The organism is Citrobacter sp. wls708, from assembly GCF_005281255.1.
Classification (GTDB): Bacteria; Pseudomonadota; Gammaproteobacteria; order Enterobacterales; family Enterobacteriaceae; genus Citrobacter; species Citrobacter werkmanii.
In genome coordinates this window covers 217,080-241,222 of record NZ_SZXE01000023.1, presented here as the reverse complement: position 1 = coordinate 241,222, position 24,143 = coordinate 217,080, and the positions used below count along the sequence as shown (strand labels likewise).

Below are 24,143 nucleotides of genomic sequence, written 5' to 3'. Positions count from 1 at the left end.
ATCAACACTATTTCTGGTTCATACTGCCGGAGAGAATGCAGAACACCCCCATCAGATCGGCGTGACGGATAGTAATCTCTGTCTTTTCATTCACTTTGGGTTTGGCATGATACGCAATGCCCAACCCTGCGGTTTTAATCATCGGCAGATCGTTCGCGCCGTCGCCGATCGCCACCGTCTGCGCCATCGGGATCTCATACTCTTGCGCCAGACGGGTCAGCGTATTGGCTTTGTATTGCGCATCGACGATATCGCCAATCACATTGCCGGTAAATTTCCCGTCCATGATCTCCAGCTCGTTTGCTACAGCCGCCGTCAGACGTAACTTATTACGCAGATAATCCGCAAAGAAGGTAAACCCGCCGGAGGCGATAGCCACTTTCCAGCCCAGCGTTTCCAGCTTCAACACCAGTTGAGTCAGACCAGGCATCAGCGGTAAATTTTCGCGTACCTGATGCAAAATATTGGCATCCGCGCCTTTCAGCGTTGCCACACGGCTGCGCAGGCTGGCGGTAAAGTCCAGTTCACCGCGCATCGCACGTTCAGTGACTTCGGCAACCATCTCGCCGGTGCCGGCCAGCTTCGCGATTTCATCAATGCACTCGATCTGGATCGCCGTTGAATCCATATCCATCACCAGCAAACCCGGCGTACGCAGATGGGGAATCTTGCCGAGTGGCGCAACATCCAGTTTGGCATCATGCGCCAGTTTTGCCGCACGCGGCGTTAACGAACCCGCCAGGCGAATCACCTGATAATCCTCAACGCACCAGGCGGCCACGATCACCATCGCCGCGCCCAGTTTGCTCTGGTATTGCGTGAGACGTTGTTTATCCAGCCCGCGACCATACAGCAGCCAGCCACTACGGCCCGCGTGGTAATCCAGCGGCATGACTTCATCGCCACTTAAAGAGAGGGGCAGACCTGGCCACAGAGAGACATCTTCAGGTAGATCGCACCAGGTAATGTTAGGCATTAAAGCTCCTGTAAAATCGTTCGGGTCGGAATCATCCAGGGGAAAATAACGCATGAGGCTACCCTGTAACCAGCGCTTCTGGCAACATTAAGTCTCAAATTTTCAGCAGGTGGAATATGGCTCGCACAAAACTGAAATTCCGACTACATCGTGCAGTGATTGTATTGTCCTGCCTGGCGCTGCTCGTCGCCCTGATGCAGGGCGCATCCTGGTTTAGTCAAAGCCACCAGCAACAACGTAATCCGCAACTGGAAGAGCTGGCCCGTACGTTGGCACGTCAGGTCGCATTAAACGTCGCGCCGCTGATGCATACCGAAACGCCGGATGAAAAGCGCATTAAAGCAGTGCTCACGCAACTGACGGAAAGCAGCCGTATTCTGGATGCGGGCGTGTACGATGAACAGGGAGACCTGATTACTCGTACCGGTGAGAGCGTTAACGTTCGTGACCGACTGGCGCTGGACGGTAAAAAAGCCGGGGGCTATTTTAACCAGCAGATTGTCGAACCCATTCAAGGCAAAAATGGTCCACTGGGCTATCTGCGCCTGACGCTGGATACCCACACGCTCGCCACCGAGGCCAAACAGGTGGATAACACCACCAACATTCTACGCCTTATGCTGCTCCTGTCACTGGCGATTGGCGTGGTGCTGACCCGCACCTTACTGCAAGGTAAGCGCACCCGCTGGCAACAATCGCCGTTCCTGCTTACCGCCAACAAACCGGTGCAGGAAGAAGATAAAGATGATTAAGAAAAGGAAATCGCGATGACTACCCTGCGCCTGCTTATCTCAGACTCTTACGATCCGTGGTTTAACCTGGCGGTTGAAGAGTGCATATTTCGCCAGATGCCCGCTACACAACGCGTTCTGTTCCTATGGCGTAACGCCGATACGGTGGTGATTGGCCGGGCGCAAAACCCATGGAAAGAGTGTAATACCCGCCGTATGGAAGAGGATAACGTGCGGCTCGCCCGTCGCAGCAGCGGCGGCGGCGCGGTGTTCCATGATTTAGGCAATACCTGCTTTACCTTTATGGCCGGCAAACCGGAATACGACAAAACTATCTCTACCGCTATCGTACTCAATGCATTGAATTCATTGGGCGTTATGGCCGATGCTTCGGGACGCAACGATCTGGTGGTGAAAACGCCGGACGGCGATCGCAAAGTCTCTGGTTCAGCCTATCGCGAAACCAAAGATCGCGGCTTCCATCACGGTACGCTGCTGCTGAATGCAGACCTCAGCCGCCTGGCGAACTATCTGAATCCGGATAAAAAGAAACTCGCGGCGAAAGGGATTACCTCCGTTCGCTCCCGCGTGGCCAATCTTACCGAGCTATTACCGGGCATCACCCATGAACAGGTCTGTCAGGCGGTCACGGACGCCTTTTTCGCCCATTACGGCGAGCGCGTCGAAGCAGAAGTAATATCCCCGGATAAAACGCCGGATCTGCCGAATTTTGCCGAAACCTTTGCGCGCCAGAGCAGTTGGGAGTGGAATTTCGGCCAGGCGCCAGCGTTCAGCCATCTGCTGGACGAGCGTTTCACCTGGGGCGGCGTCGAGCTACACTTCGACGTCGAAAAAGGGCATATCACCCGTGCACAGGTCTTTACCGACAGCCTCAATCCCGCGCCACTGGAAGCGCTGGCGGGGCGGTTGCAAGGGTGTTTGTATCGCGCGGATATGCTGCAACAGGAGTGCGAGGCGCTGCTGGTTGATTTCCCGGAGCAAGAAAAAGAACTACGAGAACTGTCGGCGTGGATTGCCGGATCGGTGCGTTAATAAAAAAAGCCGGATGGCGGCTACGCCTTATCCGGCCTACGATCGCGAGGCCCGGTAAGCGCAGCGCCACCGGGCATCACACAGTCTTACTCTTTATCGCCCAGCAGAACAGATTCCAGCGCGATTTTGATCATGTCGTTGAAGGTCGTCTGACGCTCAGCGGCCGTGGTCTGCTCGTGGGTACGAATATGGTCGGACACGGTGCAGATGGTCAGCGCTTTCGCACCAAACTCAGCAGCAACGCCGTAGATGCCCGCCGCTTCCATTTCCACGCCCAGTACGCCGTATTTTTCCATCACGTCGAACATTTCGCCGTCCGGAGAGTAGAACAGGTCAGCGGAGAACAGGTTGCCTACGCGCGCGTCAACGCCCAGCGCTTTTGCCGCATCAACCGCGTTACGTACCATGTCAAAGTCAGCGATAGCCGCAAAGTCATGATCTTTAAAACGGATACGGTTCACTTTGGAGTCGGTGCAGGCGCCCATACCGATCACCACGTCGCGCAGTTTGACGTCCATACGCACAGCACCGCAGGAGCCGACGCGAATGATTTTCTTCACGCCGAAATCGGTGATCAGCTCTTTGGTGTAGATGGAGCAGGATGGGATACCCATACCGTGGCCCATAACAGAAATCTTACGGCCTTTGTAAGTCCCGGTGAAACCTAACATGCCGCGAACGTTATTCACTTCACGAACATCTTCGAGGAAAGTTTCAGCAATATGTTTTGCACGCAGCGGGTCGCCCGGCATCAATACGACGTCAGCGAAATCACCCATTTCTGCATTAATATGTGGAGTTGCCATCTTCAGTTCCTTTTACATTGTTGTTTTTGCCGGATGGCGGCTGCGCCTTATCCGGCCTACAAACGATTCCTGGTAGGCCGGATAAGCGTAGCGCCATCCGGCAACGGGCATTACAGCATGTTTTTACCGTAGTCCATTGGCGACGTACCGAAGTAGCTCGCCAGCGTCTGGCCGATATCCGCGAAGGTTTCACGGTGACCTAAAGAGCCCGGTTTCACTTTCGGACCGTAGATCAGCACCGGAATGTGCTCACGGGTATGGTCGGTACCGGTCCAGCTCGGGTCGCAGCCGTGGTCGGCGGTGAGGATCAGAATGTCATCTTCACCCACCAGTTCCATCAGCTCCGGCAGACGACGGTCAAACAGTTCCAGACCAGCGGCATAGCCCGCGATGTCGCGGCGGTGACCCCAGGAAGAGTCGAAGTCCACGAAGTTAGTGAAGACAATGGTCTCGTCACCCGCTTCTTTCATCTCTTTAATCGTGGCGTCGAACAGCGCATCCAGGCCGGTCGCTTTCACTTTTTTGGTGATACCGCAGTTGGCGTAAATATCCGCGATCTTACCGACAGAGACAACATGACCTTTTTTCTCGTCAACCAGTTTCTGCAGCACGGTCGGCGCTGGCGGCTCAACGGCCAGGTCGTGACGGTTACCGGTACGCTGGAAGTTACCGGCTTTATCACCGATAAACGGACGCGCGATAACACGACCGATGTTGTAACCGCCCTCAGTCAGCTCTTCACGCGCGATTTCGCACAGCTCGTAGAGTTTATCCAGGCCAAAGGTCTCTTCATGACAGGCAATCTGGAACACGGAGTCAGCGGAGGTATAGAAAATCGGCTTCCCAGTTTTCATATGTTCTTCGCCCAGTTGATCCAGAATCACGGTACCGGAAGAGTGGCAGTTACCGAGGTAACCCGGCAGGTTGGCACGTTTTACCAGCTTATCCAGCAGTTCCTGCGGGAAGCTGTTTTCGTGGTCGCTGAAGTAACCCCAGTCAAACAGAACCGGCACTCCGGCGATTTCCCAGTGGCCAGACGGCGTATCTTTCCCGGAAGAGAGCTCATGCGCCCATGCCCAGGCGCCAATGACTTCCGCATTACCGTCCATACCAGCAGCAATTTTACCGGTAGAACCTTCGTGAGCTTTCACCAGGCCCAGACGGGTCAGGTTAGGCAGATTCAGTGGGCCTTTGCGACCATTGTCAGCCTCACCTTTCGCACAGGCTTCTGCAATGTGTCCCATAGTGTCTGAGCCTACGTCGCCAAAGCGATCCGCATCTTCAGTCGCACCAATACCAAAGGAGTCCAGCACCATAATAAATGCACGTTTCATCTTGTTCTCCATACATCTGCGCCGCAAAAAAGCGATCAGATCAGTATACAGTTATTCGGTTATACGACGATAGACTGTCGGTGTAATTTCTGGCGCTTTATTGTCAAGGCTGATTGCCGCTTTGACCGCTTTCGCCGCGTCCTGCCAACTGGCTTCATCTTTCGCGTGGATCACTGCCAGCGGACGCTGTCCGTCTACGCTGTCGCCCAAACGGGCCATGTCGCTAAAGCCGACGCTGTAATCGATGGTATCCGATGCCTGACGGCGTCCACCGCCCATGGAAACGACTGCCATACCCAACGCGCGGGTATCCATCGCGCTGACAAAGCCCTCAGTATCAGCATATACCGCTTTGCTGAGCATTGCCGTCGGCAGATACTTCGCATAGTTTTCGACGAAGTCGGTCGGGCCTTTCTGCGCCGCAACCATACGGCCAAAAATTTCCGCCGCTTTACCGTTGTCCAGCACCGCCTGCAATTTCGCGCGGGCTTCGGCGTCATCTTTCGCCAGATTGCCGGAGATCAGCATTTCCACGCACAGCGCCATGGTGACATCTAACAGACGTGGATTACGGTATTCACCTGTCAGGAACTGAACAGCCTCGCGGACTTCTACCGCGTTACCTGCGCTGGAAGCCAGCACCTGGTTCATATCAGTTAACAGCGCGGTGGTACGTACACCCGCCCCGTTCGCCACGCCGACAATAGCTTCGGCAAGGGCTTCAGAAAGTTCATAGGTCGGCATAAACGCGCCGCTGCCTACTTTCACATCCATCACCAACGCATCCAGCCCTTCCGCCAGCTTTTTCGCCAGGATAGAGCCGGTAATCAGCGGGATGGAATCCACCGTCGCGGTAATATCGCGGGTGGCATAAAAACGTTTATCCGCCGGTGCGAGCGAGCTGGTTTGCCCAATAATCGCCACACCCACATCTTTAATAATTTCACGGAAACGCGCGTCGTCCGGGAAGATATCAAACCCAGGAATCGCTTCCAGTTTATCGAGCGTACCGCCGGTATGACCCAGGCCGCGCCCGGAAATCATCGGAATATAGCCGCCACAGGCAGCCACCATCGGGCCTAACATCAGCGACGTTACGTCGCCCACGCCGCCGGTAGAGTGTTTATCCACAATCGGGCCGTTCAGTTGCAGGCTTTTCCAGTCCAGCACGGTTCCTGAATCACGCATTGCCATGGTCAGCGAAACTCGCTCAGGCATTGTCATATCGTGGAAGAAAATGGTCATCGCCAGGGCGGCGATTTGCCCCTCAGAGATGGTGTTGTCGCGAATCCCATTGATAAAGAAACGAATTTCTTCATCGCTCAGCGCATGACCATCACGTTTTTTACGAATAATTTCTTGTGCGAGAAACACGGTAACCTCCCGATTATGGGCCGGGTAAGCAGTGCGCTCCCCGGCTAGTCGTATTGATGCCGGATGGCGGCTTACGCCTTATCCGGCCTACGATGGGCAATTCAAACTTAGTAGCTGCTTGCGCTCTTACCGTCGCCGTGACCCAGCGCTTTGAGCAGGCTCGCCAGCAGGCTGGATGCGCCAAAACGGTAATGGCGGGAATCTGCCCAGTCAGCGCCAAACAGTTCGTCGGCAATCGCCAGGAACTGCTGTGCATCTTCTGCAGTACGTACGCCGCCAGCGGGTTTGAATCCAACGGTTTTAGAAACGCCCATATCACGGATCACTTCCATCATGATGCGTGCGCTTTCCGGCGTCGCATTGACCGGTACTTTACCGGTAGACGTTTTGATGAAATCAGCACCCGCTTTGATAGAAATTTCAGACGCTTTGCGAATCAGGGCTTCTTCTTTCAGCTCACCAGTTTCGATGATCACTTTCAGCAGCACATTTGCTGCCGCACATGCATCTTTACAGGTTTTAACCAGATCAAAACCAATCTGCTCATTACCCGCGATCAACGCACGATACGGGAACACCACGTCAACTTCGTCAGCACCGTAGGCAATCGCCGCGCGGGTTTCAGCCAGCGCGATCTCAATGTCGTCATTGCCGTGCGGGAAGTTGGTGACGGTGGCAATACGGATATCTGGTGTGCCCTGCTCTTTCAGGGTCTTACGCGCAATAGGAATGAAACGTGGATAGATGCAAATTGCTGCCGTGTTGCCAACCGGGGTCTTCGCCTGATGACACAGCGCGATCACTTTTTCATTGGTGTCGTCGTCATTCAGGGTGGTCAGATCCATCAGTTTCAGTGCACGCAGGCTGCTTGCTGTTAAATCGGTCATAACATTCTCCAACGGCATCGCCGTATAAAATTTCACCTTGCGAGTTTGTTAGTATTCTAACATCCGCTCGCGATTACACTTCGATATACATCACAGTTAATGAAAACCACATACAGATTTGCATTACTCTAATGAGATCCACTTCAAATAATTTACCTTTACACCACAGGTGCGGTGGCATCAGACGCATCCGGATCAAAGGTTGCGGCGGCATAGCTTTCTACAATGGCGCTATACCTTCGGCACATAAAGGAACCAACGATGCCCACTTCAAGCGAATTCGCGCTGCAACAGCGGTGCCAACAAATCGTGACCAGCCCGACGCTCAGCCCTGAGCAGAAACGCCACTTTTTGGCGCTGGAGGCTGAAAACGCGCTGCCTTATCCGCCACTGTCCGCTGAGGCCCGCCAGGCGCTGGATGACGGGGTGATCTGCGATATGTACGAAGGTCATGCCCCGTTCAAACCGCGCTATGTGCTGCCTGATTACGCGCGTTTTTTGGCCAACGGTTCCTCATGGCTGGAGCTTGAAGGCGCCAGCGACCTTGATGATGCGCTGTCCTTGCTCACCATCCTGTACCACCACGTTCCGTCAGTGACCTCGATGCCGGTCTACCTCGGTCAGCTCGACGCTCTGTTGCAACCGTATGTTAGAATTCTAACACAAGAAGAGATCGATATTCGAATAAAACGTTTCTGGCGTTATCTCGACAGAACCCTGCCAGACGCGTTTATGCATGCCAATATCGGCCCTGCCGATACGCCAGTCACCCGCGCAATTTTACGTGCAGATGCAGAGTTAAAGCAGGTTTCACCGAATCTGACATTCATTTATGATCCGCAAATTACCCCTGATGATCTGCTGCTCAACGTGGCGCAAAATATCTGCGAGTGCAGTAAGCCGCACATATCCAACGGCCCCGTAAATGATAGAATTTTCACAAAAGGTCAGTATGGCGTCGTGAGTTGTTACAACTCTTTACCGCTCGCCGGGGGCGGCAGCACGCTGGTCAGGCTCAATCTGAAAGCCATCGCAGAGCGCAGCACCTCTGTCGATGACTTCTTTACACGCACCCTACCGCACTACTGCCAGCAGCAAATCGCCATCATTGATTCACGATGTGAATTCCTCTACACGAAATCACATTTCTTTGAGAATAGCTTCCTCGTGCAGGAAGGGTTGATTGATCCCGAACGTTTTGTGCCGATGTTCGGGATGTATGGTCTGGCGGAAGCGGTAAACCTGCTGTGCGAAAAGGCAGGACAAAGCGCCCGCTACGGGAAAGATGCGTTCGCCAATCAGCTCGGGTATCGCATTAGCGCCCAACTGGCGGAGTTTGTCGAACGCACGCCGGTGAAGTATGGCTGGCAGCAGCGCGCGATGCTGCATGCACAGTCGGGGATCAGTTCTGACATCGGCACCACGCCCGGCGCGCGTCTGCCTTATGGTGATGAACCTGACCCGATCACCCACCTGCAAACCGTCGCGCCGCATCACGCATATTATCACGCCGGGATCAGCGATATCCTGACGCTGGATGAAACCATCAAGCGTAATCCACAGGCGCTGGTGCAACTGTGCCTCGGCGCGTTTAAAGCCGGAATGCGTGAATTCACCGCCAACGTGAGCGGCAACGATCTGGTCCGCGTCACGGGCTATATGGTGCGCCTGTCGGATCTGGAAAAATATCGTGCCGAAGGATCTCGCACTAACACCACCTGGCTTGGTGAAGAGGCCGCACGCAATACGCGCATTCTGGAACGACAACCTCGTGTGATAAGCCATGAACAGCAGATGCGCTTCAGTAAGTAAACTGATCCCTTTCTCCTGCGTCGACGGGCCGGGCAGCCGCCTGGCTCTGTTCCTGCAAGGGTGTAATCTGCGCTGTAAGAACTGCCACAATCCATGGACGATGGGGCGCTGCAACGACTGCGGAGAATGTGTGCTGCATTGCCCGCATGAAGCGCTAAGCCTGAGTGCAGGAAAAGTATGGTGGCAGTCCGATGTGTGTCAGCAGTGCGACACCTGCCTGCGCCTGTGCCCGCAGCAGGCGACGCCGATGGCGCAAACCATGAGCGTTGATCAGGTGCTGCAGCATATTCGCAAGGCAGCCCTGTTTATTGAGGGAATTACGGTCAGCGGTGGTGAAGCGACTACCCAGTTGCCGTTTATTGTGGCGCTGTTTACCGCGCTCAAAAGCGATCCTCTGCTGCAACATCTGACCTGCATGGTCGACAGCAACGGCATGCTGAGCGAAACCGGCTGGCAAAAACTATTGCCGGTGTGCGACGGGGTAATGCTCGATTTAAAAGCCTGGGATAGCACGTGCCATCGCCAGCTTACCGGTCGAGATAATACGCTGATTAAACAAAGCATTACCTTTCTGTCAAGGCAGGGCAAGCTTGCTGAGCTACGCCTGTTGGTGATCCCCGATCGGGTGGATTATTTGCAGCATATTGATGCGCTGGCGGCGTTCATTAAGCAGTCAGGCGAGGTACCGGTGCGACTGAATGCCTTTCATGCGCATGGGGTGTATGGCGAAGCAAAAGACTGGCCGAGCGCAACGCCAGAGGATGTGGAGCAACTGGCGGCAGGATTGCGCGAGCGTGGGGTGGATAACCTGATTTTCCCGGCGCTGTATCTGTGATTACCGGATGCGACGACATCATAGGTAGGCCGGATAAGGCACAGCCGCCATCCAGGCCCAACAATCACACATTAAACAACGCGGTCGTATTGCGATACAGCGCATCTGCTATCACGTCCGCAGGCTCTTGACGCAGTTCGCATAATGTCTCAAAGACTCTGAGGGCCTGCTCGGGGCGATTGGGCTGCCCCTGAAAACCATTGAGCGGCATGTCCGGCGCATCGGTTTCCAGCAGGAGTGATTCCAGCGGCAATTGCGCCATCACCTCACGGGTTTTACTGGCGCGTGGATAGGTAATGGTGCCGCCAACGCCAATTTTGTACCCCAGTTGCACAAAGCGTTGCGCCTGCTGCAGACTCCCGGAAAAACCATGCACCACGCCGGTTCGTGGCAGAGCATGGCGTTTCAGATGCATCGCCAGCTTGTCATGAGTCCGTCGCGAATGCAGGATCACCGGCAGTTCGTAACGCTTCGCCAGTTTAAGCTGCGCGTCCAGCACCCGTTCTTGTTTATCAAATTGCGGAGCGTCCCGATAAAGGTCCAGTCCAATCTCGCCTACGGCTACCAGCTTTTGCGGGCGCGTATCCAGCGCCTGCTGCAGTTGGTCCAGACTGTCATCGCCGTGTTGTTCAATAACAATGGGATGCAGACCCAAAGCAGCAAACAATGGCGGATACTTTTCCGCTAACGCCAGTACGCGGGAAAAGTTTGCCGCCTGTGTCGCCGGAACAATGATGCAATTCACACCGACCGCCGCGGCACGTTGAATGCTGGCGGGCTCATCATCGGTAAACGGCGGGAAATCAAAGTGACAATGTGTATCAATGAAACGAAAACTCACGCCAGATCCTCGCTATCAAACGTTGTATCGTTAGCCTGAGGCGCATTGGTCACCACGGGCGCGTGGGCATCGTTGGCCACCGGTGCGGGAGGAACCACCACCGGTCCCGGCACGACAATCTTCGGCGTCTGACGAGGCAATGGCGCGTTTTTCGCCAACAACTTGCCGACGGTGGCCAGGAAGTAACGACCACACAAACGCCCGGTCTTATAGTCTTCTCGCAGCGCCGGAATACGGCTTCCCAGCGCCATGCTGTGGAGCGGTTTAGGCGGATAGATCTCAAAGATTCGCAGCTTACCCGGCGGCTTTTCAATAAAATTCTGGATCGCGCGATAGCTGGCTTCATGGTGCTGGACCAAATTCAGCAACGGTTGCAGACTGCTTTCGCCCAGCCAGCGCTCCATACGTTTAAACCACTGCGGGGTGTAGTACATTTGCGAAGGCACAGTGCGGATCACCACCAGCGTTTTTGCGCCATGCTTCGCCGCTTCCTGTACGGGTATGGCATCGCTGACTCCCCCGTCCAGATAGTTCACACCGTCCAGCGCAACGCCAGTGCGGTAGAATCCCGGAATAGCGCTGGAGGCGCGAATGAGATCGAGCCAGTTTTGCCGGTTTGGCGAAAAATAACCAGGCGTATAATCATCACCCCGACAGGCGCACATATAAAACGCTTTCCCTGAGGCAAACAGGCGCTCGGCGTTATCCATCGCCAGCGGCATCTGGGATGAGGTCGAATCCACCAGCCAGTCGAGATCGATTAAGTTTCCCCCGCGCACAAAGCGTACCGGGTCAAAAAACTCACGGCGGGTGGTGTAACGCATAATGACTTTACGACCGTAACCGGGCTGGTTACACAGATAGGCTGAAAGGTTTTGCGCCCCGGCGGACGTCCCGTAGTAAAGGTCAAAGGGATTAAACTGCGCACGCATGAACTCATCCAGTACGCCAGCGGTAAAGATTCCTCTTTGTCCCCCACCCTCACACACCAGCGCCATACTGCCTGGTTGAAACGGACGTAACGATAACGGCGCAATATTACCGAGCGTGACGGGTATTCTCTGCCCCACCTCTGCCTTCCTGTTATTTTTGTACTGGAACAACAAAGTAACGCAAATTGCCTGACGCTAAAACCGTAAAAGCCAGTCCACTGGACTGGCTTGGTAGCAAGTTATCTTTACGGTTTACTGACTAGGGTCGTTTACGCCCTGTAAACAGGCTGACCAGAAACAGAATGATCCCCACCACGAAAACAATTTTCGCTGCGCCTGCAGCGGTACCAGCCAGTCCACCAAAACCCAGTGCGGCGGCAATTAACGCGATAACCAGAAATATGATGCCCCATCGAAACATGCGCTTCTCCTTTACCATAGTTAATGTCACCGCTTGTTATGAGCGCTCAGGCTGCTCATCGGCGATATTTTTAGTGTGGTGCACAACACGCCTCCCGACAAACGTCAGGAGGACGAATTAAGTCGAATTACTGAGTTTTAAGGTCGTTTTTGACGCTTTTCACGCCATCAACGGCTTTGGCGATGCTCTCAGCACGATCGCTTTGTGCTTTTGAGTCAACAGTGCCGGAAAGTTGAACCACTCCATCAGTGGTCTCTACTTTCACTTTACGGGAAGGGACAATGTCATCAGCCAGCAGTTTTGCTTTAACTTCGCTGGTGGTTGCCGTGTCGCCCGCATAGCCTTTTACGGAGGTGCTTTTACTGTCGCGTACGTGTAGTTTGTCGCTCACTGAGGTTACGCCCTCAACGCCTTTGGCCACTTTCACGGCTTCTTCAGCCTGTGCCTGGCTTTCAACAAACCCGCTTAACGTCACCACTTTCTGGTCTGTTTTCACAGAAATATCGGTGCTCTTGATGCTTTCGTGATCCACCAGCGCAGCTTTTACTTTTGCTGTGATAGTGCTGTCATCCATGAAATTACCGACTTTGTTCATAGAGCTATCGACTTTCTGCCCCGCACTTTCGACCCCAGATTGCGCTTTATCCGTCGTGGCGTTTTCTGCAAAAGCAGAACCCGTTGCAACAGCGGAGGTCAGCATCACGGCCAGCAGCGTTTTAGAAATCTTAAGTCCTGTCATTGTCATCGATGTATTCCTGTATGTTTTGCTAAAAGCGATGGTCTGCCGTAAACGGCGTTAACCAGCAACTAATCTTGTAAGTGGAATAAATATCAGCAATAGAAGCTGCAACAGGCAGCCTAAAAAGCATTTAACGCCGATATTTATGTCATCACATTGTTAAATATAGTTCAGGATTTCGTGATCGCAGTCCGGATTGACTAAAAAACAGGCAAACAACAGAAAAACGAGAGGTTTTAAGAACATTCCGCAAGGGATTTAAAAGACAAGAAAAGTTGCAGGGCACGGCGAATACCGTGCCCTGGAAGGCGATTAGTGTTCGCGCGTTTTGCGGAACTGAACGTCAGGGTAACGTTCCTGGGTGAGATTCAGGTTAACCATGGTCGGTGCGATATAGGTGAGGTTATCGCCGCCATCCAGCGCCAGCTGCACTTCGTTTTTACGCTTAAATTCTTCGAATTTTTTCACGTCAGAACATTCTACCCAGCGCGCGGTCGCCACGTTGACCGACTCATAAATCGCTTCAACGTTGTACTCGCTCTTCAGACGCGAAACCACCACGTCGAACTGCAGCACACCAACAGCGCCCACGATCAGATCGTTATTAGCAATTGGACGGAAGACCTGCACCGCCCCCTCTTCCGACAGCTGAACCAGCCCTTTCAGCAGCTGTTTCTGCTTCAAAGGATCTTTCAGGCGAATACGACGGAACAGCTCCGGCGCGAAGTTCGGAATACCAGTGAACTTCATCATTTCACCCTGGGTGAAGGTATCGCCGATCTGTATAGTGCCATGGTTGTGCAAACCGAGAATATCGCCCGGATACGCTTCTTCCACATGAGAACGGTCACCCGCCATGAAGGTCAGCGCATCGGAGATCACCACGTCTTTACCAATGCGTACCTGACGCATTTTCATGCCTTTCTCGTACTTACCGGAAACCACGCGCATGAACGCCACGCGGTCACGGTGTTTCGGATCCATGTTGGCCTGGATTTTAAACACGAAGCCGGTGAACTTCTCTTCTGAGGCTTCCACGGTGCGGGTATCAGTTTTACGCGGCATCGGCGCAGGTGCCCACTCCACTAAGCCGTCCAGCATATGGTCAACGCCGAAGTTACCCAGCGCGGTACCGAAGAAGACCGGGGTGATTTCGCCCGCGAGGAACAGATCATGGTCGAACTCGTTAGACGCGCCCTGCACCAGCTCCAGCTCGTCGCGCAACTGCTGCGCCAGATCTTCGCCCACGGCGGCATCGAGTTCCGGGTTATTCAGCCCCTTAACAATGCGCACTTCCTGAATGGTGTGGCCTTTACCCGTCTGGTACAGGTAAGTTTCGTCTTTATAAAGGTGATAAACGCCCTTGAACAGCTTCCCGCAGCCAATCGGCCAGGTGATCGGCGCACAGCCGATTTTCAGCTCGTTCTCGACTTCATCCAGCAGCTCCATCGGGTCACGGATGTCACGGTCGAGTTTGTTCATAAAGGTCAGGATCGGCGTATCGCGCAGACGGGTAACTTCCATCAGCTTGCGGGTACGATCCTCAACGCCTTTCGCGGCGTCGATAACCATCAGACAGCAGTCCACCGCCGTCAGGGTACGGTAAGTATCTTCGGAGAAGTCTTCGTGCCCTGGGGTGTCCAGCAGATTCACCAGGCAGTCGTGATAAGGAAACTGCATCACAGAGGTGGTAATGGAGATACCACGCTGCTTTTCCATCTCCATCCAGTCAGATTTCGCATGCTGGCTGGAGCCACGGCCTTTTACCGTACCAGCGGTCTGAATCGCCTGTCCGAATAACAGCACCTTTTCAGTAATGGTCGTTTTACCGGCATCCGGGTGAGAAATAATGGCAAAAGTGCGGCGTTTGGCCACCTCTTGCAAATAAGGAGACAACGTCATAGTCAAATCTTCTTAGGTAAGCACGGCAACGGGCCGTGCAAGTTGAATACGAAAAATTGCGGCTATTTTACCCATCAACGGGGGGGAGGCAATCAGTGTTTACACAGGAGCTGCTCCAGTTCGCTTAATGACGCGACCGTCCAGGTCGGCTGAATGCCTGCTGGCTGCTCGCGATGGTGCGTATTTAGCCAGCAGGTGGATAGCCCGGCGTTAATGCCGCCAAGAATATCGGACTCTGCGGTATCGCCCACCATCAGCACGCGGGAACGGTCAGGATTGCCCGCCTGTTCCAGCGCATGGTCAAAAATACGGGGATCGGGTTTTGCTACCCCAACCTGCTCAGAAATCACCAGCAGATCGAAATAGTCGCGCAGCCCCGTCCGCTCAAGGCGGATTTGCTGCAACGCCGTAAAGCCGTTAGTAATGATGCCAATTTTCGTTTTATCACGAATCGCATTGAGCAGAGAGACCGCCCCTGGCAACGGCGAGCAGATCTCAGCCATCGCATTGATAAATGCGTCATTAAGCTGGCCTGGTTCGACCTTCAGGCGTTCAGCCCAGCTCTGGAAACGGGCATGCTGCAATTGTAATGACGTAATCGCGCCGTTTTGATAATCCACCCATAGCGGTTTATTCACGGCCTGGTAGTCCTGAAAATCTTCAGCGGTAAAGGTAATGCTATAGTCGAGAAACATCCGCTGTAAGCCGGTAAACGAGTCAAACGTAAACAGCGTTTCGTCGGCATCAAAGAAAATCCAGTCCCACTTCTTCATCATTACACCTTGTCTTACATGCTGATTGGCAATGCCATGATAATGGCGTCTTCATGACCATCGGCCGTCGGATAATAATTGCGCCTGATCGTCGCCTCGTTAAAGCCCAGGCTTTCATACAGCGCGATAGCGGCAGCATTTGAGGCGCGCACTTCCAGCCACAGCGTCAAAATGCCGCGCTTTTCCAGCTCATCGATCAGGTGCTCCAGTAGCTCGCGTCCCAGGCCCTGGCGCTGAAAGTCAGGATCGACGGCGATATTGAACAGCGTAGCTTCATCCAGCACCACCTGCGTAATCGCAAAGGCGGCCATCACGTCGTCAACCCTCAACTGAAAATTGAGGTAGCGATCGCCCTGGTTGCTGGCAAATGTTTTTTCACTCCACGGAAAAGCGTGGGCGCGTTTTTCAATCTGAAATGCTGCAGGTAAATCAGTCGGTTCGAGGGAAGAAATCGTGTTCATATGCGCAGATTTGTTGCCATAACGCGGCGCGGGCCGCTGGGTTTTCCCGTAATTCATTAAACGCAGGACTCTCGACCTGAGCGCCTTCCAGCAGCAGCGGCTCTTCGGTTCCCAGCCGCCAACTATTACAGCGACTGCCCTGCGGCAGCATGGCGACACGGTCAGGCGTCAATTGTAAAACCTGATCCGGGCTGACGGTTATTGCGCGTAAAATATCGCTCATTAACGGTTCGGTTAGCGCGGGTAGCTGTGCAGCAACCATCACTAAACGGATATGCGCAGGAATGGAGATCGCGATTTCGCCCTGCAGTGCGCCAGGACGACGCAGCGACCACTGCGTAATGCCCAGTTGCTGTAACTGCCAGTCTCGTCGGGATGTCATAGCGAAACACTCCTGTCTATCAGGGGCGCAAATATAGCAAATTTGTCGAATCCGTGCCATCAAACAACTATAATCCCCGGCTGTACAATTTAAGGAGCACTCCATGTCTGCTTTTACCCCGGCAAGTGAAGTCTTGCTGCGCCACAGTGATGATTTCGAACAAAGCCGTATTCTGTTTGCCGGTGATTTGCAGGATGATCTGCCTGCCCACTTCGAAAGCGCCGCCAGCCGTGCGCACACTCAACAACTTCACCACTGGCAGGTGCTGAACCGCCAGATGGGTGACAACGTCCGTTTCAGCCTCGTCGCTAAGGCCGATGACGTTGCCGATAGCGATACGCTAATCTACTACTGGCCGAAGAATAAGCCGGAAGCGCAGTTCCAGCTGATGAACATTTTGTCGCTGTTACCGGTGGGCAGCGATGTTTTTGTTGTGGGTGAGAACCGCAGCGGCGTACGTAGCGCAGAGCAGATGCTGGCCGAATACGCACCGCTGAATAAAGTCGACAGCGCGCGTCGCTGTGGCCTGTATCACGGTCGTCTGGAAAAACAGCCGGTCTTTGATGCAGAAAAATACTGGGATGAATATCAGGTTGATAATCTGACCATCAAAACGCTGCCGGGCGTATTCAGCCGTGACGGCCTGGATGTTGGCAGCCAATTGCTGCTCTCCACACTGACGCCGCATACCAAAGGTAAAGTTCTGGATGTCGGTTGTGGCGCGGGCGTACTCTCCGTCGCTTTAGCCAGCCATTCGCCCAAAGTCCGCTTAACCCTGTGTGATGTAAGTGCGGCCGCTGTTGAAGCCAGCCGCGCCACGCTTGCCGCCAACGGTATTGAAGGTGATGTGATCGCCAGCAACGTTTTTTCTGACGTGACGGGCCGCTTTGATATGATCATCTCCAACCCACCGTTCCATGATGGGATGCAGACCAGCCTCGATGCCGCGCAAACGCTGATTCGCGGCGCGGTGCGTCATCTCAACAGCGGCGGTGAACTGCGTATCGTGGCGAACGCCTTCCTGCCCTATCCGAAGGTGCTGGATGAGGTATTCGGATTCCATGAAGTTATCGCACAGACTGGACGCTTCAAGGTCTATCGCACCATCATGACGCGTCAGGCGAAAAAAGCCTAACTGATCAAGGCTGGATCAGGCATTTACGCTGCCGCCAGACGTGACACTGAGCAACGCCGGATAGCGTTATCGCTTATCCGGCCTGGATAAAACGCCAAAAACCGTAGAAACGCCTTTTTTTTCGGCAATCACGTTAAGTTCGATAATTAACTGTTGACGCCCTGCATAAAATCTCTAGAATTCGCCTCCGTGGTAACGATACTTTTTGAGTGTCGATGGTATGCGAAGGTGGCGGAATTGGTAGACGCGCTAGCTTCAGGTGTTAGTGTCCTTTCGGACGTGGGGGTTCAAGTCCCCCCCCTCGCACCATAATCCACGTTGATATTGCTCGCACTGGGCGAAGGTGGCGGAATTGGTAGACGCGCTAGCTTCAGGTGTTAGTGTCCTTTCGGACGTGGGGGTTCAAGTCCCCCCCCTCGCACCAACGAGGCGATATCAAAAAAATAAGATGACTGTGCGAAGGTGGCGGAATTGGTAGACGCGCTAGCTTCAGGTGTTAGTGTCCTTAGGATGTGGGGGTTCGAGTCCCCCCCCTCGCACCAATTATCTTATTTCCTTCTCTTTTTCCCCTGTTTTGCTTATCCCTGATTCCAGTTCATCATTACCAGCACAATGCCGCCAATCAGCGCTGCACATGAAGGTAACAGAATAAAATGCCGTAAGCGCTTGTGGTATAGCATGAGCGAAGTCAATAGTAATCCTAATACAATCATTAACTTCCATACATTGACCGACAGGTCGGTAAATGCCATCCCGGCAATGAGTATCCCCGGCAGCAGAACTCCCCATCCACTGCCCAGCGTACGTTGCAACATGGTTCCACCTATGACATTGATAATGATAACCAATATCATATGATATGTTTTCTCATTTGTCAGCTGGGAGGCACTATCAATTATATGAGTTTTACTTAACGATTGATGACATGAATAATCTAAGGTGATAAATTGCTCGCCGGTTAACGCTTCAACTAAAAATAAAGACCTCAGCGAATGATACCCCGTTCGTTATTTGTTTTATTTACCAACACATCTTCGTATATTACAGATAACTAACAATATTTACTATGACAGTACAATCCTGGCGAACTCTGCGCACTAAAAAATATCAACTCTCTTTGCGTTTGTTTCTGCTTCTCAACGCAGTCTCCGCGCTGTTTACGCTTTTTTTCCCACTTTTTGCCGTCAAAGCCTTATCTGTACCGGCTCTGCTGATACTGATCACCAGTACGCTGCTGCTTATATGGCATGGGAAATACACGGATAAAAAAATTAATCTCCCTTTTATTTCAATAATCTTTGGCTTGTTATGGGCATTCCATATTTTTCAGAAATATTCCACACTCGGTCATAATGACTATTATTTTCTGTTAATCGCACTGCTCAGCGTGCTGTTTATTGGATCTATTGCTTTCGCCAATAATATCATCGCGTTTACGCTTCATTCTCTCCCCTCCGTCGCCGTCTGTTTATGGCTTAGCGGCAACGAGCATAGTTTACGAATTTTCTATTTTATGGCGTTACCGATGGCCGGGATCGCCATCCAACATGTGATACAAAAGCGCTACGATGGTTTCGCCCAGCAGTTGATGTACAAACTGCTTGAGGAACGGGAAACGCTCAACGGACTCAGCATGCTTGACCCGCTTACCGGTTTGTATAACCGCCGGGGACTGCAACACAGACTCGATACGCTGTTGGCGCTGAGCAACTCGAAACACTACGTGCTGTTATTGGATATCGACCACTTCAAAGCCTATAACGATCATTACGGGCATATGATGGGCGACCAGGCGCTGATCCGCGTCTCAGCCGCCATTCGTGATTCCGTACGATCCCGGGATGTGGTGGCGCGATTCGGCGGCGAAGAATTCATGGTTTTGCTGACCGCGATCGATCCGCAGCAGGCACAGGCCGCCGCCGAGCGTATTCGTCAGAAAGTGTACGACCTTAAAATCCCCCACATGTTTAACGAAAACGTGGCAACCAACGTGACCGTCAGTATCGGCATTGCGCCGCTGGTAGAGCAGGATATTGAGGCCGCTATCGCCAGAGCGGATAAAGCCCTGTACGAGGCGAAAAATCTTGGGCGTAACAACACGCTGGTCAGCGATGAGCTGAGGGTAAACCGCCCTTCACTCTGAGCTATCTGTGCGGTGGCATCCGTCATCGCGACAAAGATCTTGCCATCGTTCATCGTCAACTATAGGATTAGCAATCATTATCATTTCGATTAACATCCTTATATTGCCATGGCTTATCGTTCCGCACCGATCGTTGAAGATGTCATCTGGCGTAGCCACCTTCCAGCAAAGATGCCCTCGCTGGCTGCTGCTGTACGCGAAACGATAGCTCAAACTCGTGAGCACCTGCTGGACTTTATTCGTCTTGACGAAATCCCCGTACCGGGCGCGATGACGCTACATGAATGGACGCAACCAGCGACGCTCAGTTCGCTGTTGGCCGTTTATTCAGACCATATCTATCGCAACCAGCCCACGCTGACACGCGAAAATAAGCCGCTGATTTCTCTCTGGGCGCAATGGTATATCGGGCTGATGATGCCCCCACTCATGGTAGCCCTGCTAACGCAAAAAGAGGCCATTGACGTCTCACCTGAACACATGCGCGTTGAGTTTCACGAAACGGGCCGTGCAGCCTGCTTCTGGATTGACGTCCACCAGGATCACCAGACTACAGCCCTGTCGCCTCAACAACGCATGGAAACGCTGATTCTCTCGGCACTAACGCCGGTTGTGCAGGCGCTGGAAGCAACAGGCGAGATCAACGCCAGGCTTATCTGGAGCAATACCGGATATTTAATTCACTGGTATTTAACGGAAATGAAGCCATTGTTAGGTGAAGAGCTGCTGAACTCACTGCGGCAAACCTGCTTTTTTGAGAAACAACTCTCCTGCGGTCAGGATAATCCGTTGTGGCGTACCGTTGTTCCACGCGAAGGATTACTGGTGCGCAGAACCTGCTGCCAGCGTTACCGCCTGCCCGACGTTCAGCAATGCGGTGACTGTACGCTGAAGTAAGCGAGGAGCCGTAGCCCCTCGTCAACAATTTATGCAACCTGCTGGTTTTCCTCTTCTATACGCTGTGCTTCTTCTTTTTCCTGCGCCAATAGCTGCTTTTCATAGACCTTAAAGAATGGGAAATAGATGATCGCCGACACCAACGCCAGCAGGACGACCAGGATGGCCGCGCGATAATCCCAGCCTAACGCCCATGCCGCGCCAACCGGTGCCGGGGCCGTCCAGGGAACGACGGAAATCACCCGTCCAATTAAATCCAGCTTCATCGCCGCCCAGGCCAGCACCGCATTCACCATCGGGGCCAGCAGGAATGGGATAAAGAACACCGGGTTCATAACAATCGGCGTACCGAAAATCACCGGTTCGTTAATATTAAAAATGCTGGGGACCACGCTCAAACGCCCAATCGAGCGTAAATGAGCCGAACGGCTGCGCAGATAGCAAATCACTAACCCCATCGTCGCGCCGGACCCACCAACCACGATGAAAAACGTCCAGAATGCTTCCATAAAGATATGTGGCAAAGGCGCGCCCTGTGCCAGCGCCGACTGATTCATTCCGAGATTGGTTAGCCAGAACATTTGCAGCATCCCCGACACAATCGCCGCACCATGGATCCCAGCAAACCACAGTAGATGACCAATCAGCACGGCCAGTAGTATCGCCGGGAGAGAATCAGCAGCGGATACCAGTGGTTTAAAGATGGCCATAATGGCCTGCGGAATTAGCATGTCAAACTGCGACTGTATCACCAGGCTCAGAGGGTACAGCGTTAGCACCACCACCAGCACCGGGATCAGCAGATCGAAGGAGTTTTTGATCATTGGCGGCACCTGATCGGGTAAACGGATGCCGATGTTATGCGCCTTCAGGAAACGCATCATTTCCACACAGTAAATCGCCACGAGGATAGCAGTGAAAATCCCCGTCCCACCCAGGCTATCGACGGGCATCGCGCCTTTGGTTTTCGGCGCGGCAATCAGCAAAAAAGCCATGATGGACAGCATTGCGCACATAAACGGATCTAACTGATGCGACTTCACATAGTGCTTACCCAGGTTATAAGCGATAGCCGCACAGATGTAGACCGACATGATCCCCATCGTCATATCAAACGGAGTGAGGATCTGGCCTTCAAACTGTTTTGCCATATCCAGCCATGCGCGGGCAAATCCCCATGTGGTATCAGGAGAAAATGGCGGGTAGGCGAAAACCAGCAGAAATGAACCAACGATCATAAAGGGCATAGCCGAAATAAACCCATCACGGATTGCCATCACATGACGTTGTGAAGAGATTCGTCCGGCGACAGGGCTAACGTAGTTTTCAACAAAGCGGAAAATCACATTAAACACAGCATGATTAGTAAACATAGCCGCTCTCCCGTTGCGCAAAACCTTGCGGCCATGCAGGCATCAACACCACCACGCAAAGCTCATTACACTTTTTCGCAACCGTGCCGGGAAGAACACCAGCGCTACTGCATTTTGAGTTAAGTTTCATAGATGGCTCTTATTATGTGATACAGAGGAAGTGACAACTTCAGTATTAATCGTCATTTCAACATTCTGCAACCGGTTACTGTAACCGGTTTCTTTGATTGTGAAGATGATCGAAAAACTGCCAATGTTGCCATGTTGTTACAATAAAATATTTACAGCGAGCTTGCCCCTATGACAAATTACGCCATGCGGTTTTCTGCTGTATGGAGCTGCCCGTAGGCGATTTGGAGAGAAGAATGAGTTTGCAATCAGTACGCCAATTTTTGGCGCAACATGCCCCAGATATTGAGATCATCGAATTAGATCAGAGCACGGCAACCGTCGAGTTGGCAGCAAAAGCTCATAACGTCGAACCTGGTCAGATCGCGAAAACACTTTCGCTAAAAGTGAAGAACGACATCATTCTGGTCGTCGCCAAAGGCGATGCCCGGCTGGATAATAAAAAGCTAAAGAGCACATTCGGCGCCAAAGCCCGTATGTTGAGTAGTGATGAGGTCGTGAATGCGACGGGTCACCCCGTTGGCGGCGTTTGTCCTTTCGGGCTGGAAACACCGATATCGGTTTATTGCGATGTCTCTCTGAAGCACTATGCTGAAGTGCTGCCTGCGGCAGGAGCCATTCACAGCGCGGTTCGCATCACGCCGGAAAGGATGGCTGAGCTAACGTCAGCCACCTGGGTTGATGTGTGCCAATGATGTTTCACGCCCCGGGCCGGTGACTGAATCCGACACAAAATACGTCTACGTTGGCCGTCACGACGCCGCTTGTAGAATGGGTGTCGGTTCGCCTGCACGCAGATACAGCAGGATATCGGCAGCATCCAGTAAACCCGCATCTGAGCTCACGCCCAGCTTGGACATTACGTTAAATTTATGCGCCCGAATGGTTTTAATATTCCGTTCAAGCTGAACGGCAATCTGCGGCATCGAATAGCCATTTGACATAAAACGCAGTATTTCTCGTTCTGTGGGGCTAAGCACACGGCTTTGATTGATAAACCAATGGTTTTTCGCGCTTTCGGTTGTCCGGGTAGGGCAATTCAACGACGTAAACAAAGCTTCCTGCAGCACAGTTAACGAAGAGGCTTTGCTAACGACCCCATCCAGCGGCAATGGTGACAGAGAGCCAATTAAACGTGCCTCAGCATCGTCATCGGCAATAACCACACGCCTGATGCGAGGGAAATTTATCGCCATCTCCGTCAGATAGGCGAGTCCTGCTCTGCGATCGGTTCTGATAGCAGAAAGAGAAAAAATTACTGCCGAAAATGACATTTTTAACATCGCCTGACTAAAAGCAGGCTGGTTCGAAAAGAGATGAAGTGCGTATTGGTCATCCGGCATGGTATTAAATAAACTCTCAATACCCACGCGACTCATCGCACATTTTTCTACAAGTGCGACGTTTCTTTTAATGCTTCTGCTTTCCATTCCGTGGTCTCCCCATATACTGAAGGTAAATTCAGTTCTCGCGATCCTTGAGAACTATTTATCCATGCGTACATTTCTGCATTGCTATGTATTGATAAGCGACGCATGGCGCTGTTCTTTTGGGCGCTGATTGTTTTATTACTTTTCTTTAGTAACGATGCAATCTGGTTAATTCCCCAACCTTTTCCCAGGAGTCTCAGCACTTTCCTCTCCGAGAGAGTAAGTGCAATTGAGCGGGCGCTATTGTCAGCCAACTCTGGCATTACGGGAGGGGAAATCAGAGATTTACTTATCCTCTCAGCTCGGGTATTTCCCGCGTGAATTACATTCACTAAACTTTCAATCGGCTCAGCATCAGATAACAGTGAACTGATCGTGCACATCAGCAGTTCGATGGCGAGAGGGTAAAAAACACGAGATACAAGAAACACCCAATGAATATCACGGTATTGAGATAATAAAGAATAAAATTGTTCGCAAACTGAGCGAGGATGATTGCAGTCTGCTGATAAATCAGCAATCACCAAATCAGCGCACCGCAACTGCAACAATGTTAGTTCTTCAACAGAACGACAGTAAGTCAATTCGTAATCAGCAAACTGTTCTTGCATTACACCTTTAAGCCCAGTTTGTACGATCGGTAATTTGCTAATAATAATTGCGTTTTTGCAGCGTCCTGGCAACATATCCCCTCCACATTCACCAGTCCGTATTCGCATTTATTAGAAGATCCCTGATAAATTAAACGTATTAATTAACAGGAAAACCCTAAACAAT

General features: G+C 52.5%; 26 protein-coding genes and 3 tRNA genes. 11 read left to right on the top strand and 18 right to left on the bottom strand.

Features of this window, described 5'->3' with window-relative positions:
* Positions 1 to 7: 7 nt before the first annotated feature.
* A complete protein-coding gene (gene serB, locus FDW97_RS16740) occupies positions 8 to 976 on the bottom strand; it encodes a phosphoserine phosphatase (protein ID WP_038637014.1) in 969 nt (322 codons plus the stop codon).
* A 116-nt stretch (positions 977 to 1,092) separates the two neighbouring features.
* On the opposite strand from serB, the gene FDW97_RS16735 reads away from it, so the two are divergent.
* Complete coding sequence (locus tag FDW97_RS16735) at positions 1,093 to 1,728, top strand: YtjB family periplasmic protein (RefSeq protein WP_038637011.1); 636 nt, start codon at positions 1,093 to 1,095, stop codon at positions 1,726 to 1,728.
* A 15-nt stretch (positions 1,729 to 1,743) separates the two neighbouring features.
* Positions 1,744 to 2,760, top strand: coding sequence for a lipoate--protein ligase LplA (gene lplA, locus FDW97_RS16730; RefSeq protein WP_137351358.1), 1,017 nt, complete (start codon positions 1,744 to 1,746; stop codon positions 2,758 to 2,760).
* A gap of 86 nt (positions 2,761 to 2,846) precedes the next feature.
* On the opposite strand, the gene deoD is transcribed toward lplA, so the two are convergent.
* From deoD to deoC, 4 genes are all read right to left on the bottom strand, one after another.
* The gene (gene deoD, locus FDW97_RS16725; protein ID WP_000224864.1) at positions 2,847 to 3,566 is read right to left on the bottom strand and encodes a purine-nucleoside phosphorylase; all 720 of its coding nucleotides are present in this window, start codon (positions 3,564 to 3,566) and stop codon (positions 2,847 to 2,849) included.
* Between the two features lie 110 nt (positions 3,567 to 3,676).
* Entirely contained in the window at positions 3,677 to 4,900 is a 1,224-nt protein-coding gene (gene deoB / locus FDW97_RS16720; protein WP_121529978.1) for a phosphopentomutase, read from the bottom strand.
* Positions 4,901 to 4,951: 51 nt separating this feature from the next.
* Positions 4,952 to 6,274, bottom strand: a complete 1,323-nt coding sequence (gene deoA, locus FDW97_RS16715; protein WP_137346811.1) for a thymidine phosphorylase — start codon at positions 6,272 to 6,274, stop codon at positions 4,952 to 4,954.
* A gap of 107 nt (positions 6,275 to 6,381) precedes the next feature.
* The gene (deoC, locus tag FDW97_RS16710; RefSeq protein ID WP_212734249.1) at positions 6,382 to 7,161 is read right to left on the bottom strand and encodes a deoxyribose-phosphate aldolase; all 780 of its coding nucleotides are present in this window, start codon (positions 7,159 to 7,161) and stop codon (positions 6,382 to 6,384) included.
* 261 nt (positions 7,162 to 7,422) lie between these two features.
* Here deoC and FDW97_RS16705 point away from each other — a divergent pair, with 261 nt between their 5' ends.
* Both FDW97_RS16705 and FDW97_RS16700 read left to right on the top strand, forming a co-directional pair.
* Complete coding sequence (locus tag FDW97_RS16705; protein WP_137351357.1) at positions 7,423 to 8,973, top strand: YjjI family glycine radical enzyme; 1,551 nt, start codon at positions 7,423 to 7,425, stop codon at positions 8,971 to 8,973.
* Positions 8,945 to 9,808: a YjjW family glycine radical enzyme activase gene (locus FDW97_RS16700; protein WP_085048355.1), complete on the top strand. Its 864-nt coding sequence runs from the start codon at positions 8,945 to 8,947 to the stop codon at positions 9,806 to 9,808. Before FDW97_RS16705 ends, FDW97_RS16700 begins: the two co-directional genes overlap by 29 nt.
* A 64-nt stretch (positions 9,809 to 9,872) precedes the next feature.
* On the opposite strand, the gene FDW97_RS16695 is transcribed toward FDW97_RS16700, so the two are convergent.
* The 8 genes from FDW97_RS16695 to holD form a co-directional block, all read right to left on the bottom strand.
* Positions 9,873 to 10,649 (bottom strand): metal-dependent hydrolase, encoded by a 777-nt coding sequence (locus tag FDW97_RS16695; protein ID WP_137351356.1) that lies wholly within the window; start codon positions 10,647 to 10,649, stop codon positions 9,873 to 9,875.
* Positions 10,646 to 11,719 (bottom strand): patatin family protein, encoded by a 1,074-nt coding sequence (locus FDW97_RS16690; protein WP_085048357.1) that lies wholly within the window; start codon positions 11,717 to 11,719, stop codon positions 10,646 to 10,648. The genes FDW97_RS16695 and FDW97_RS16690 overlap by 4 nt, the downstream gene beginning before the upstream one ends.
* Positions 11,720 to 11,840: 121 nt before the next feature.
* Complete coding sequence (locus FDW97_RS16685) at positions 11,841 to 12,002, bottom strand: DUF1328 domain-containing protein (RefSeq protein WP_003019081.1); 162 nt, start codon at positions 12,000 to 12,002, stop codon at positions 11,841 to 11,843.
* A 127-nt stretch (positions 12,003 to 12,129) separates the two neighbouring features.
* Positions 12,130 to 12,747: a molecular chaperone OsmY gene (gene osmY / locus FDW97_RS16680; protein WP_038636996.1), complete on the bottom strand. Its 618-nt coding sequence runs from the start codon at positions 12,745 to 12,747 to the stop codon at positions 12,130 to 12,132.
* Between the two features lie 306 nt (positions 12,748 to 13,053).
* On the bottom strand, positions 13,054 to 14,643 hold the full coding sequence (gene prfC, locus FDW97_RS16675) for a peptide chain release factor 3 (RefSeq protein ID WP_006686587.1): 1,590 nt from the start codon (positions 14,641 to 14,643) through the stop codon (positions 13,054 to 13,056).
* Between the two features lie 92 nt (positions 14,644 to 14,735).
* On the bottom strand, positions 14,736 to 15,416 hold the full coding sequence (gene yjjG / locus FDW97_RS16670; protein WP_008786125.1) for a pyrimidine 5'-nucleotidase: 681 nt from the start codon (positions 15,414 to 15,416) through the stop codon (positions 14,736 to 14,738).
* A gap of 14 nt (positions 15,417 to 15,430) precedes the next feature.
* A complete protein-coding gene (rimI, locus tag FDW97_RS16665; protein WP_038636994.1) occupies positions 15,431 to 15,877 on the bottom strand; it encodes a ribosomal protein S18-alanine N-acetyltransferase in 447 nt (148 codons plus the stop codon).
* Positions 15,846 to 16,259, bottom strand: a complete 414-nt coding sequence (gene holD / locus FDW97_RS16660; protein ID WP_038636992.1) for a DNA polymerase III subunit psi — start codon at positions 16,257 to 16,259, stop codon at positions 15,846 to 15,848. Before holD ends, rimI begins: the two co-directional genes overlap by 32 nt.
* A 103-nt stretch (positions 16,260 to 16,362) precedes the next feature.
* Here holD and rsmC point away from each other — a divergent pair, with 103 nt between their 5' ends.
* The 4 genes from rsmC (at position 16,363) to FDW97_RS16640 (ending at position 17,936) form a co-directional block, all read left to right on the top strand.
* A complete protein-coding gene (gene rsmC, locus FDW97_RS16655) occupies positions 16,363 to 17,394 on the top strand; it encodes a 16S rRNA (guanine(1207)-N(2))-methyltransferase RsmC (protein ID WP_038636991.1) in 1,032 nt (343 codons plus the stop codon).
* A 222-nt stretch (positions 17,395 to 17,616) separates the two neighbouring features.
* Positions 17,617 to 17,703, top strand: a tRNA-Leu gene (locus FDW97_RS16650).
* A gap of 28 nt (positions 17,704 to 17,731) precedes the next feature.
* A tRNA-Leu gene (locus tag FDW97_RS16645) sits at positions 17,732 to 17,818 on the top strand.
* Between the two features lie 32 nt (positions 17,819 to 17,850).
* Positions 17,851 to 17,936, top strand: a tRNA-Leu gene (locus tag FDW97_RS16640).
* A 36-nt stretch (positions 17,937 to 17,972) separates the two neighbouring features.
* Here the strand turns inward: FDW97_RS16640 and FDW97_RS16635 are convergent.
* Positions 17,973 to 18,209 carry a DUF1435 domain-containing protein gene (locus FDW97_RS16635; protein WP_137351355.1) on the bottom strand — a complete coding sequence of 79 codons (237 nt, stop codon included), beginning with the start codon at positions 18,207 to 18,209 and terminating at the stop codon, positions 17,973 to 17,975.
* 251 nt (positions 18,210 to 18,460) lie between these two features.
* Here FDW97_RS16635 and FDW97_RS16630 point away from each other — a divergent pair, with 251 nt between their 5' ends.
* Positions 18,461 to 19,537 carry a GGDEF domain-containing protein gene (locus FDW97_RS16630; RefSeq protein WP_038636989.1) on the top strand — a complete coding sequence of 359 codons (1,077 nt, stop codon included), beginning with the start codon at positions 18,461 to 18,463 and terminating at the stop codon, positions 19,535 to 19,537.
* Between the two features lie 108 nt (positions 19,538 to 19,645).
* Positions 19,646 to 20,434 (top strand): siderophore-iron reductase FhuF, encoded by a 789-nt coding sequence (gene fhuF / locus FDW97_RS16625; RefSeq protein WP_038636988.1) that lies wholly within the window; start codon positions 19,646 to 19,648, stop codon positions 20,432 to 20,434.
* Between the two features lie 29 nt (positions 20,435 to 20,463).
* Here the strand turns inward: fhuF and FDW97_RS16620 are convergent, their stop codons facing one another.
* Both FDW97_RS16620 and FDW97_RS23450 read right to left on the bottom strand, forming a co-directional pair.
* Positions 20,464 to 21,807 carry a PTS sugar transporter subunit IIC gene (locus FDW97_RS16620; RefSeq protein ID WP_137351354.1) on the bottom strand — a complete coding sequence of 448 codons (1,344 nt, stop codon included), beginning with the start codon at positions 21,805 to 21,807 and terminating at the stop codon, positions 20,464 to 20,466.
* Complete coding sequence (locus tag FDW97_RS23450) at positions 21,797 to 21,937, bottom strand: hypothetical protein (RefSeq protein ID WP_170973693.1); 141 nt, start codon at positions 21,935 to 21,937, stop codon at positions 21,797 to 21,799. The genes FDW97_RS16620 and FDW97_RS23450 overlap by 11 nt, the downstream gene beginning before the upstream one ends.
* Before the next feature lie 235 nt (positions 21,938 to 22,172).
* Here FDW97_RS23450 and FDW97_RS16615 point away from each other — a divergent pair, with 235 nt between their 5' ends.
* A complete protein-coding gene (locus tag FDW97_RS16615; RefSeq protein ID WP_038636987.1) occupies positions 22,173 to 22,631 on the top strand; it encodes a YbaK/EbsC family protein in 459 nt (152 codons plus the stop codon).
* 57 nt (positions 22,632 to 22,688) lie between these two features.
* Here FDW97_RS16615 and bglJ read toward each other — a convergent pair whose 3' ends face one another.
* Both bglJ and FDW97_RS16605 read right to left on the bottom strand, forming a co-directional pair.
* Positions 22,689 to 23,366: a DNA-binding transcriptional activator BglJ gene (bglJ, locus tag FDW97_RS16610; RefSeq protein ID WP_051594501.1), complete on the bottom strand. Its 678-nt coding sequence runs from the start codon at positions 23,364 to 23,366 to the stop codon at positions 22,689 to 22,691.
* Positions 23,327 to 24,052 (bottom strand): response regulator transcription factor, encoded by a 726-nt coding sequence (locus FDW97_RS16605; RefSeq protein ID WP_137351353.1) that lies wholly within the window; start codon positions 24,050 to 24,052, stop codon positions 23,327 to 23,329. The genes bglJ and FDW97_RS16605 overlap by 40 nt, the downstream gene beginning before the upstream one ends.
* Positions 24,053 to 24,143: the final 91 nt, after the last annotated feature.